This window comes from Barnesiella sp. (genome assembly GCF_022723415.1).
In the GTDB taxonomy this organism is placed as follows: domain Bacteria; phylum Bacteroidota; class Bacteroidia; order Bacteroidales; family Barnesiellaceae; genus Barnesiella; species Barnesiella intestinihominis.
The window spans coordinates 1-11,354 of record NZ_JAIJHU010000072.1 but is presented as its reverse complement, the minus strand read 5'-3'; the positions used below and the strand labels follow the sequence as shown (position 1 = coordinate 11,354).

Here is an 11,354-nt window from a genome sequence, read left to right as displayed (position 1 = left end):
AAAATCAGCAGCCGAGTAAGTGAAAGGCTTGTATGCCTTGGCTGCGACAAGAGCTGCAGAGACGGCATAATCAGGATGCTGCAGGATAAACTCATGCTTCAAGACAGATAATTCTGCCTCAGCCTTCTCTTTTGCCGGTTTCATGTAAGAGATGGCATTATCATCGCCATGATAATAAAACCAAGCTTCAGCTTCTACACGGCTCAAGGTCTGTGCGGCCCATTCTGTAGAACGGATAAAAGCCAGATACTCAGCATATTGTTGCATCGCCTTACCACCGGTAATCATAATGCCGCTTTCAGCCTGATTAACCAAAGCTTCTGTAGCGATATTTCTACTAGCTTTCTGAATCACCTCTCCGTCTATTTTCACTACAACAGGAGAGCCGTCAAGCATGGTACGGATAGATGCGTTCTTCATCCATTTACCAGACTGGGCACTAACTGTCGAAATATTCAGCGTCACCATACGAGGTGTTTTTATTTCAGCTGTAAAAGAGAAACTGCCGCCTTTGAATTTTGCCATACCAAGGGACTTCGGCTCATACCCTTCTTCATCTACTAAAGACACCTTGCAACTATCAGTCAAACCGGCTATTTCACCAGTAATGCTTACTTGTGTCTGAGCTTGTACTGAACTCCCAGAAAGAAGGAGAGCTGCAAGAAAAATATGTTTTATCTTCATATCAATACTTTGTTTCGTCGTTATCTTGTTTTATCCTTATTGAGCATCACGAACATAACGCACACTGAGGTAATGCTTCTCCTGGAGCACTACCAGACGGTTCACTGCATCAATGCCAGGAGTAATCATACGTGCATAAGCAGCAGGCTCCTTATTCACCTCTACATCTGTTGCCGTCCAGTAATAGCCATAGTCATACTGATGGTACAGACCAATCTGAGAATAGGAATAATTGCAGATTTCGCCTCCGAAGACAAAATGAAGGCAGGTTCCTTCTCCATTCTGTGCCATCAGGTTTGAAGCCCCCTTGCGCCATCCGTCCTTATCCAGATCACCTTGCTTGATTCCAAGTTCTCGTTCCAAAGCTTTGAAATCATCATCGGTAGGAAGTCGCCATCCTTCCGGTGCATTAGCAACAGCTTCCTCCCAGGTATAATAGTTACCGAATTCTGCATACCACTTCTGCCAATCTTCCAAAGTTCCGGTCAAAACAAGCCCGTCTCCGAATTTGTTAGTCCATTTAGGATTATAGACATCTTCATAGAAAGGATCATCACAGCGCAAGTTCTCGGTCATCCAGTCGAGATTTCCGATTCTTACCCATTTATATTCATTGCCGTCCTTATCTGAAACAGTTCCCGTACTTATTGGACTGACAGAGGGCTGATCATCGTCATCACTACATGCGGCAAGAGACAGAGCACCTGCCAAAACGATTGCCCATATATATATGTTCTTGAATATTTTCATATTACTTATCTTTTTGTTATTCACCATCAACATTCACACCCAACGACTCTATGAGTTCCTTCATCTTAGCATAACGTGCGATGCAGATAGGATAAGCGCTGAACTCTTCCTCAAATTCTGCAGCCGTGTAAGTGAATACAGCCGTTACATAATCGCTGATGTCATACTTTTTTGAACGGAAATACCAATCATTACCATCCCTCAGGAAGCCTAACGAACGAGCCAGGTCGTCATTATACTCTTCAGGATAATCCAGTTCATATTTGTCGTAATCCTGATACTTGTCATAATCTTCTATCAGGGCAAAGAAATCCTTCAGGAATGTATCGCCCTTGGCATTGATCTTAGCCAGAACAATTTGAGCCATGAGATTATCGAAGAAAGAAGGATCGGAAAAAGCCTTACCCTGTTCAAGACTGAACACATAGCACTGAGAACCCAGATAGTAAGTAGGGTCTTTCTTTGGCTTTGCCACCAAGACACCATCATTATACGACCATGCATGTATTTTGTCAACAATCATGATAGAAAAAGGAGAACTGTCGCCCAATCTCTTCAGAATACTCTCCTTGACCTTTTCGGCAGCTTTCTTCTGCGAACTGAAATCTTCTATATAATCATAGGTGTATGTATAAGAACTGGTATAAGTGCTGAACATATCATAGCTTACGTCAAGCACACCCCTATCGTCAAACAGAAGATAGGTACCCGTGTTCTTATAGAAATCACGTCGGTAGTTAGCCAACTCGCTGTTGTCATCAGCAGCTGGCTCAAACTTATTGGAATCGGCATAGCTCGGGGTGGTATCTTCATCGCTTGAACACGCTGTGAATGCCGCCCCCATGCAAGCCATCATCAGGAATAAATATATCTTTTTCATTGCTATCTTATTTTTGATTCATTACCAATCATAGTCATCGTCACCCTCGTCACCGCCACCAGCGCTGAAGTCTTCACTGTCAAAGGCAGGACGCACCGGACGCTGATTACTTCCGATAGAAGGCTGGAAATCTCTTACCTGCTTAGGTATATCAAGCGTATAGGCGGCATCATTCTTTTCCAGACGATACTTGCTCAAATTAGAACGATAGACGGTCCAATCCTGACTCTTAAAGGTTGACATCGTATGCACGATTTCTTTTGTAAATGGATATTTGGCATCTACCATATATCGACGTAGATCGAACCAGCGCTGTCCTTCCAGGAAGAATTCACGCTCGCGTTCCTCACGCACAAAATTGATAAGGTCGGCTCCTGCCAATGCTACAGCTCCGCCATCAGCAATACGATTCTGGCGCAACTTACCCAACCATCCGCAAGCCTCAGAGTCGTTGCCCAACTGGGCTTCAGCCTCAGCCATATTGAGATAAGCCTCAGCAGTGCGTATGCTGAATACATCACTCACTTCCTTATATTTTCCATAAGATGCGATGCTGCAATCCACTTTGTGATAGGTTGGCAACGAATTGGTCAGATCATCACTGGTTGTAATGTAAGTAGTCTTGCGATAATCATCGTCAGTGAAGAGCGCATACAGATTATCAGAAAGATACCATGAAGGTGATACTTCGCTATAAGAATCCTCATCAGCAGGCTCGACAAACAGGATATTGCCCAGCATACTTGCACCATTCGAGAACACCACCTCTGCATTCTGCTTGCTCAGCGGATAGGAAGCAGAAGACACAGTCTGCAGGTTAAGCAGATAACCATCCTTGTCTATCGCTTTCTGTGCATAGGTTTTGGCTGTCTCCCAGTCCTGCATATACAAAGCCACACGACTACGCAGGATGTACACAGCCTCTATGTCAGGATGGTAGATGCTGACAGGAGCCGATGCTGATGACAGATGTGCTTCTGCTGCATCCAAATCGCTGACGATCTGAGCATACACTTCTGCAACAGATGCGCGTTCATAGTCCTTGTCCTCTACATTCGGACTCAACTTGACAGGCACAGCAGGCTCTGTAGCTGCGGTAGAAGGGGTATAAGGTTTGCCATACAGGTTGACAAGCATCAGATAATAGGAGGCACGCAGATAGTAAAGTTCTCCCTTCACCTTCTGCACTTCAGCCTTCTCAGTCTCTGAATGGGTTGTGAGCAAGTCAGCTGCATCAAGCACCATGTTGCAATTATTGATTACCTGATATGCCAGATTCCACAACTGGCTCTCATTGCTATCATAAGAACTCTTGCCATTCTTGTCGATATAGAGATTCTGCTGCCAGGTGAAATAAGGAAACATCTTGTCGCGATAACCGATGCTTTTATCTACATCCTCTGCTGTATTGATGTTCTCCTGCAACTCATCACTCATAAAGTGTACACAGAGGTAATTAACGTTTTCTGTCTGAAAATAGGAATCATCGTTTGAAAACAGACTCTTTGGCAGAAGACAGTCGCCTACAACCAGTTCCTTCAAGTCATCAACGGTCTGTACCCTACCCAAATCCTGCGAATATTCCTTGAGAAAATCGCTCGAACATGATGCCAACACTAACCATGATGTTGCTATAAATATGATATTATACAGTTTCTTTTTCATTGTCGTTGTCTTTTTATCGTACGTAAGAATTTCATACCTTGCTCTTCTTTAGAATATCACATTCAGTCCGAGCGAGAAACTTGGACGGTCGCTCAACTGTATGCTGGAGAATCCACCCTGCGTAGGTGTCTGTCCCTTCAGTGCAGAATCGCAAATCGTGAAAAGATTGTAAGCCGAAGCTGTAACAGCCAGACGCTGCAAACCAATCACATTCAATGCTTTCATCGGCATCTCGTAGGTCACGCTCATGCTCTGAAGTTTCAGATAGTCGGCACTTACCACGCGGATGTTTGAATAGTCATACATATCCCAATAGTCGTTTGCTATCGTCGGAATGTCACTGAAGTCTGTCGCATTGTTCGACCAGAAATTATTATATTTCCAGTAAGCATCTGTACCATGAGGTATAATGGCAGGGATATTGGTGTATTTTTCATCACCTGGTTTCTGCCAGCGCTTCATATAGTCACGGCTATAGTTCTTCTCCGAATAGATAGAAGAGCCGTATGCGCCACCCGAAGCTGCGCTACCATACATGGCAAAAAGACGTGTCTTGGCTCCCAAACTGTAACCTAAGCTCAAGGAAGCACGCCAGTTTTTGTAGCGGAACGTATTGGTCAAACTTCCCTGGATATCGGCATCGCGCTTGCCTGAAGCTTCGAGAACTTTAGTATATACATCATACTTGCTCAAACCACGCAAAGCAGCCTGATTGTCAAAATAATCATCAAAGAGCGGACCGCCATCTACCGGGCTTAAGCCTAAGAAGCGATAGCTGTAGAATGTATTCACAGACTTGCCCTGTACCAATGCCGAGCCATTCAGGAAATCTTCCAAATCATAGGTCTGGGCATCAGGACGCGAGTCGATACTGTTGATGACCTTAGAGATAGAAGTAGAGAGCGACCAGCGGAAGTCCTTATTACGGATTGCATTATAGGTAATGTCGAAACTATAACCCTTATTGGTTACATCGCCACCATTGATGACATACGAATTCACACCATTGACCGAAGAAACCTTCTTGTTCATAAAGGCATCCTTGGTTTTCTTGTAATAGGCACTGATTTCCATCTCCAGACGATGATCAAAGAGACTCATATCCAAACCGATATTATAGGAATGAGTTTTCTCCCACTTCAAGTCTGGGTTAGGATGTGCATATATTGATGAAGTAAACTCATTGTAATAGGAATCTTTCGCCCCTTTCTTGATGGTCATGACAGGCGACTCGGTATCCAGCATATTTCCCTGAAAACCATAAGAAGCCTTGGCTGTGATATAGTCAACCCATTTAGCCTTGATGAAGCTACCTAAATCATAGCTTCCTGACAAAGACCAGATTGGAAGGAACTTATCGTTGGAACGGTCGCCAAACTTATTAGAACCATCAATACGACCATTCAGATTGACACGCCACAAACGCTTGTAGGCGTATGTCACAGAAAGATAGGTAGAAAACTTATTGGAGATATCATCCACGATAGTTGGCACATTGTTGCTCAACCATGTGGCGTAGCCCGTATATTTGGACAGGTCAATACCCGTTACAAAGGTCTCGCCTCGGTCGGGATAATATCCGCGTGCCACGCTCGAATGACTCTTGTATTTATCCGAATTGATTTCCAATCCGAAGGTTGCATCAATGTTATGCTTGTCGTCTTCACCGAAATACTTGTTTGCATTCAACTGCAATCGGGCGGTATAGCTCTGGTTACGGACGGTTGTCTTGCTCAATTCTCCACCTTGAGGAAGTAAGCAATCCTCAAAGTTTGTCACTTCTTCGCCATAATTGGTGGTTCGCAGATAGGCCACATGAGTTGTATTCTCTCCCCAATAACCTTCTTGGTCTGTATTGGATTGGGTCATGGAAAAGATGGCATTGGCATTCAGCCAGTCTGTGAAGTTGAACTTCAGATTGGCTGTTGCTGTAAACGAATTGGTCTCCTGTTTTTTATAACTGTTGTCCAACTCGTTCAATATATTATACTTATATTTATATCCCTTGCTGCCGCTCAACTTGTCGTAATAGGCGTATGTGCCATCTGCATTGAATGGATTGATAGCACGCGAAGCACCATAAGCATAGTTCAATGGTGCCAACTCTTCCTGATAATAATTACGGTTGTAGTGGTAAGCACTTACGTTGAAAGAAGCTGTAAGCAGTTTACTGAAGGTGTTGTCCAGATTGACAGATGCCGTATAACGTTCGTTACTGTTCACCTTGATGACATCATTATCCTTGTTATATCCCAAAGATGCATAATATCTCGACTTCTGCGAACCGCCACTCAGACTGGCAGAATGCTGCTGCGACCAACTGTCACGGCATATCAAATCAAACCAATCGGTATTATAGCCTTCCATTGCCGATACCTGATTGACAAACTCTTTATAGTCGATATTTTTATTGTAAAGGTCGTCGAGCGCCTTTTCATAACCTACACGTGGATCATAGGTATTGTAAGTATAGCCTATGGCTTCCAACTCACGAGAGAATTGAATACGCTCTTTAGAAGTCATCACATCCACAGAATGATCTGAATATCTTGGACGACGCTTGTAGGTTACGTTGGTAGAATAACTTACCTGAGGCTTCCCCTCGAAACCGCGCTTGGTGGTTACTACGATGACGCCATTGGCAGCCTTCGTACCATAGATGGCGGTAGCTGCAGCATCCTTCAATACATCGATGCGCTCGATGTCCTGAGGGTTGATACCAGAAATAGCATTACCGATACGGTTTACATAGTCAGGATCGTTCAACTCTTCTGGAGCAATCTCCACAGGATCGGAAACTACGATTCCGTCAACCACCCAGAGCGGCTCACGGTTACCTATCAATGTACTTGTACCACGAATACGAATCTTTGGCGCAACACCCACCTCGGCAGAATTATTGGTCACCATCAAGTCTGCAATCTTTCCTTCAAGCATCTGGTCAAGACTGCTCATATCGGCACGTTTCAAGTCGTCCATCTTTACCGATGTAACGGCAGAAGTCAGGCTGCGTTTGTCAAGCACCTGATAGCCCGTTACGACAACTTCGTCGAGAGCACCTGCATCCTCGTGCATCACAATCTGCATATTCTTGGCATTCTTACTTGTCAGCTTCACCTTCTGCTGCTGCATACCTATATAAGAAAAGGTAAGATACTGACTATGATTCTCTGGCAGGGCAAATGTAAATTCACCATTCATGTCGGTATAAGTACCCATGCGACCATTGCCACATTTCACACTTACACCAGGCAATGGCTGATGATTTTCATCCACCACCTTACCAGTGACCGTCTTACCCATCTGCTGTACTTTAGAGTTTGCTACTTCTTCATATTTTTGCGCAACTTCCGGTTTTCCATTACTGGGAGTTGTTTTTTGATGAGAAGTTCCTTTGGAAATAATGATAAACTTATCGCCCACCACTTTATAAGAAAGAGGACGATTGGCTATCACAGCCTTCACAGCGCTCTCCGCATTAACAGCCGTAAGATGAACACTCACGGAGTAGCCTTTGACATCCTCGTAGGCGAACTCCACTCTCACACCACTTTGCTTACCTATTTTTTTCAAGGCTGTTGTCAAAGGTGTGTTCTTGAACGAGACACTGAATTTCTTGCTCAAGCTCTGTGCGGAGGCACCCAACACAAAAGACAAGAGCATGAGAAGTGCTACAAATTCTCTTTTCTTTTCTCTCTTTTTCATACGCATCAATTAATCATTTTATGCTTTTGACTATATAATTTTTGCAATAAGATACGGACTAATGCAAAAATCGGGTACGCTTTGAAAGAAAAAAGTTGGAAAAACTTCCATTTTCTTTCAAAAACACACCAGATAATTTACGTTTTATCATTCCCAATCGAGTATTTTTCAAAACAAACGACACTCATCGGGTTACGGTGAAGGTTCAGATTAACATACTAAATAAGGAAACAGGAAGACCATAGCTTAGGATTAATATGATCAATTTAAATTAAATAAGAGAAAAAGCTACTTCGAAACCTTTTGCTCGCTAAACAAAAGCCTTTTTGACTAACGTCATAAGATCTTGTCAGCCTAATCAAAACATCTTGTGACTAACCACCAAAAACCCACGAAGACATATTCAAATGTTATACTAACCAAGATTTCTCTTGGTCGCAATTCTGTCACAGAGAAAGAGCTGCCTGTTACAGATATAGAGCAACGAGACTTATTTTTTACTTTCAGCTGCCATGAACCCAGTTAAAGATATAGGTTGAGAGCTTGCGAGAAGTTACAATAAACTGTATTTCTTCCCGCCGATTTTATAACATAGTTATCATGATACACATTTCCTATCCCATATAAAGAATAAACCAAGTACGCCCTACTCCCCATCTATAAATCTATATAAATACCTCATTTTCAATAGCGTTGTTTATTTTCTGGGGCAAAGATAAGCGATATTTTGCAGAAATCGGCACCTTAGAATCTTAATATTTTGTAAAATTCGGCATCTAAGACAATCTTATTCTATCACCACCTGTCCATTATGATAGGTAAATTTCGCCTTATCCAAACTATTCAGCACCTCCAAAAGTTCCTCAATGCCACCATCCCTCGGTGCGACAAAGAAAAGGCGAGTCTGCATTTTCGCAGGACTTTGGAAGATCACACTCACATTATACCATTTACCTATTTCCTTGGCAATATCCAAAAGCGTCTCGTTGTCGAAATAGAACTCTCCTTCTTTCCATGCCGTGAACTCATCGGTATCAACGGAACGGACAATCATGCGCCCATCGCTAAAACTTGCATCTTCCCCAGGCCTCAACCGCTTGGTTGTCGCAGCCGAACTGACCAGCACGCTTCCTTGCAACAAGGTGATGTGAGTGTCTTTGCGAGAATGAGAACGAACATTGAACTCCGTTCCCAATACCTTGGTAGAAATGCCATTCGCCTTAACGATAAATGGATGCTTGCCATCATGATGAACCTTAAAATACGCCTCACCTTGAAGTTCTACTTCACGAGTTGAACCCGAGAAAGTCTGCGGATAAACCAATTTACTTCCAGCATTCACCGCCACGACTGTTCCATCCGCCAAAGTCACCTCCGCCGTTGCATTGGCAGGAGTTGTCAAAATGTTACGTACCGTAGTGGTCGCATTGGAGTTCGCACCAATAGCATCAACTTTCGCACAAGAGGCTTGATTAGATGCGACAGTCATCGGCTCTTCATCACCCTTTTGCAAAGTAACACTTGACTGGGATTTTTCATCCTCAGCCTCGTATGCCACCACAGCCCCTTCTGGCACTTTCAAATGATGATTTTTACCGAAATAAAGGAAGAGAACCAATGCTATGGAAGCAGCCATCGCAAAGATTGCTGGAATCGCAAAGCGACGTACAAAAGGGCGATTCTCCAAATCCTTATCATCAGATAGATTATCGGCAGACACAACCTCAGAAGTTTCTTCTCTCATTTTTCCATCCTCTGGCATTTTTGACAAAAAGGAATCAAGTTCTCTTCTCACATCGGGAGCAGCATGAGTCTTCCGCAAGAGATAGTCACGAACAGCCACTTCCTCTTGCATAAAATCAGACATATTATAATTATCTTCTTTGGTCATATTTTTTTCTCCAAATTAATTATTGATTGTTTTCCGAACAGCACCTTTTCGAATAAAACTCTTTAGAGTTACACCTTATTATATAATATAGGACATATAGGTGCTAAAAAGAATTTATTTTTTCCATTCTTAGATACGAACGAAAAACTAAATCGGGTATTCCCGTTTACCTTTATATCGTTCCCTTAAGGTTTTTAAAGCCTTCACAATATGCTTCTTCACCGTATTCGGACTGATGTCGAGAGCCTCAGCCACCTCAGCATATTTCATTCGCTTAAGATAACACATCTCCAAGATTTGGTCGGTAGGCGGCGAGAGTTGGCTCATCATCTCCTCCACCAACTTGTCTTTTTCATCGGAATAATCCGCATAAAACTGTTCTGCAGAATACAGATACTCTTCGGTATATTGATGTTGCAAAACATGATGTCGCAAGAAATCTACAGCGCGATTTCTGACCGATGTCATCAAATAAGCATTGAAATTGTTCTCCTTGAAAGTTTCGATGTTTTTCCACAAAGCCACAAAAACGTCGTTCAGAATATCCTTGGCAGCCTCCTCGTCATTAACAATGTGTAAGGCATAGTAGTACAACCGAAGATAATTTTCGGTATATACCCTTTCAAACATTTCCCTATATGAACCTTGCACTTTTTGCATACCTATTCCCTCTTAATATTGGGTGCAAAATTAATATATTTTTTTGTTTTCATGGCAAAGAAAAGCATTTTTTTGCAAAAATAGGCACCAAAAGCACTTTTACTTATCACAAAAATAGATATTCCACATCAATATGAATAGGGATTTCCCCCTCATCTTTTAGGAATTTACACCCTGAGAACTTCCAAAAAACAGACTACTTTTGCAACATAATCACAACAGATGAAGACAGCATCTGACTCCATGGTTTGATACTCAGAATATAAACTTAAAACGGAAAAATATGAAAAAGATTACATTTCTCCTGATGGTTCTCTTGCTCATCGCAATGCCATCCTCAGCTCAACACTATACACAGAGCAGATATTACAACAAGCAAACGGGTCATCTCGACTACGACCGTCACGACAATGATTTCCCTGACTCCTACTTTGGATTCAGGATTGGTCCTTCTTTCTCTTACGTCAATTCGGATGATAGCAGACTGGATGGTGGAAATTGGCAGACGGGTCTCAACGTGGGAGTTGTGGCAGGTGTCGCACTTTCAAATGCCCAGCCACTTTATCTGGAAGGAGGCTTATTCTATACAGAGAAAGGTGGTAAGAAAAATTTGGCTAATGGCAAGAAGATGACCTACGACCTCAACTACATCGAAATTCCACTTGTACTGAAATATAAGTACAATATCGATCCACACTTCTCTCTCCAACCATTTTTTGGAGGATATTTCGCTTCAGGAGTTGGTGGAAAAATCAAGAACTTCGAACAGAGAGAAGCTCAAAACTCATTTAATGACGATAACTTCCGCCGGGTAGATGGAGGACTCCGTCTGGGTTGTGGCATACAATACGATATGTTCTATGCCGACCTTACCTACGATATCGGTCTGGCAAACATCTGTCATGATACCTTCGACACATCCCATAATGGAGGACTGCTACTCAACTTTGGTGTTAACTTCTAAGGTTTTATCAGATATTTTTCGTAACTTTGCAGCCGATTTTAATATCGGCAAATTCTCAATCGGAAAAGTTACAATAAATATATGAAAATAGGAATTATCGTTGCGATGGACAAGGAGTTCACGCAACTCAAGACATTATTGACAGAATCACAGAC

The 11,354-nt window shown here is 42.6% G+C and carries 8 protein-coding genes; 1 reads left to right on the top strand and 7 read right to left on the bottom strand.

Going from position 1 to position 11,354, the window contains the following annotated elements; all coding sequences use genetic code 11:
- The 7 genes from QVD32_RS11635 to QVD32_RS11605 all read right to left on the bottom strand — a co-directional run.
- Positions 1-684 (bottom strand): DUF4369 domain-containing protein (locus tag QVD32_RS11635; RefSeq protein WP_287710248.1); only part of this gene is annotated, 684 nt, incomplete at its 3' end.
- Positions 685-720: 36 nt separating this feature from the next.
- Positions 721-1,434 (bottom strand): FISUMP domain-containing protein, encoded by a 714-nt coding sequence (locus QVD32_RS11630; RefSeq protein WP_287710247.1) that lies wholly within the window; start codon positions 1,432-1,434, stop codon positions 721-723.
- A 16-nt stretch (positions 1,435-1,450) separates the two neighbouring features.
- Positions 1,451-2,290: a hypothetical protein gene (locus QVD32_RS11625; RefSeq protein WP_287710246.1), complete on the bottom strand. Its 840-nt coding sequence runs from the start codon at positions 2,288-2,290 to the stop codon at positions 1,451-1,453.
- 45 nt (positions 2,291-2,335) lie between these two features.
- Positions 2,336-3,979, bottom strand: a complete 1,644-nt coding sequence (locus QVD32_RS11620; RefSeq protein ID WP_287710245.1) for a RagB/SusD family nutrient uptake outer membrane protein — start codon at positions 3,977-3,979, stop codon at positions 2,336-2,338.
- 48 nt (positions 3,980-4,027) lie between these two features.
- The gene (locus tag QVD32_RS11615) at positions 4,028-7,684 is read right to left on the bottom strand and encodes a SusC/RagA family TonB-linked outer membrane protein (RefSeq protein WP_287710243.1); all 3,657 of its coding nucleotides are present in this window, start codon (positions 7,682-7,684) and stop codon (positions 4,028-4,030) included.
- A 787-nt stretch (positions 7,685-8,471) separates the two neighbouring features.
- Positions 8,472-9,575 (bottom strand): FecR family protein, encoded by a 1,104-nt coding sequence (locus QVD32_RS11610; protein ID WP_287710242.1) that lies wholly within the window; start codon positions 9,573-9,575, stop codon positions 8,472-8,474.
- Between the two features lie 147 nt (positions 9,576-9,722).
- Positions 9,723-10,235 (bottom strand): RNA polymerase sigma factor, encoded by a 513-nt coding sequence (locus QVD32_RS11605; protein ID WP_287710241.1) that lies wholly within the window; start codon positions 10,233-10,235, stop codon positions 9,723-9,725.
- A 283-nt stretch (positions 10,236-10,518) separates the two neighbouring features.
- Between QVD32_RS11605 and QVD32_RS11600 the strand changes: the two genes are divergently transcribed.
- Positions 10,519-11,199 carry a porin family protein gene (locus QVD32_RS11600; protein ID WP_287710240.1) on the top strand — a complete coding sequence of 227 codons (681 nt, stop codon included), beginning with the start codon at positions 10,519-10,521 and terminating at the stop codon, positions 11,197-11,199.
- Positions 11,200-11,354: the final 155 nt, after the last annotated feature.

Bases quoted from the DNA above. Each gene is read 5' to 3' on its own strand.
- QVD32_RS11620 (WP_287710245.1), bottom strand. From the start codon at position 3,979: ATGAAAAAGAAACTGTATAATATCATATTTATAGCAACATCATGGTTA.
- QVD32_RS11630 (WP_287710247.1), bottom strand. From the start codon at position 1,434: ATGAAAATATTCAAGAACATATATATATGGGCAATCGTTTTGGCAGGT.
- QVD32_RS11600 (WP_287710240.1), top strand. From the start codon at position 10,519: ATGAAAAAGATTACATTTCTCCTGATGGTTCTCTTGCTCATCGCAATG.
- QVD32_RS11610 (WP_287710242.1), bottom strand. From the start codon at position 9,575: ATGACCAAAGAAGATAATTATAATATGTCTGATTTTATGCAAGAGGAA.
- QVD32_RS11625 (WP_287710246.1), bottom strand. From the start codon at position 2,290: ATGATGGCTTGCATGGGGGCGGCATTCACAGCGTGTTCAAGCGATGAA.
- QVD32_RS11605 (WP_287710241.1), bottom strand. From the start codon at position 10,235: ATGCAAAAAGTGCAAGGTTCATATAGGGAAATGTTTGAAAGGGTATAT.
- QVD32_RS11615 (WP_287710243.1), bottom strand. From the start codon at position 7,684: ATGAAAAAGAGAGAAAAGAAAAGAGAATTTGTAGCACTTCTCATGCTC.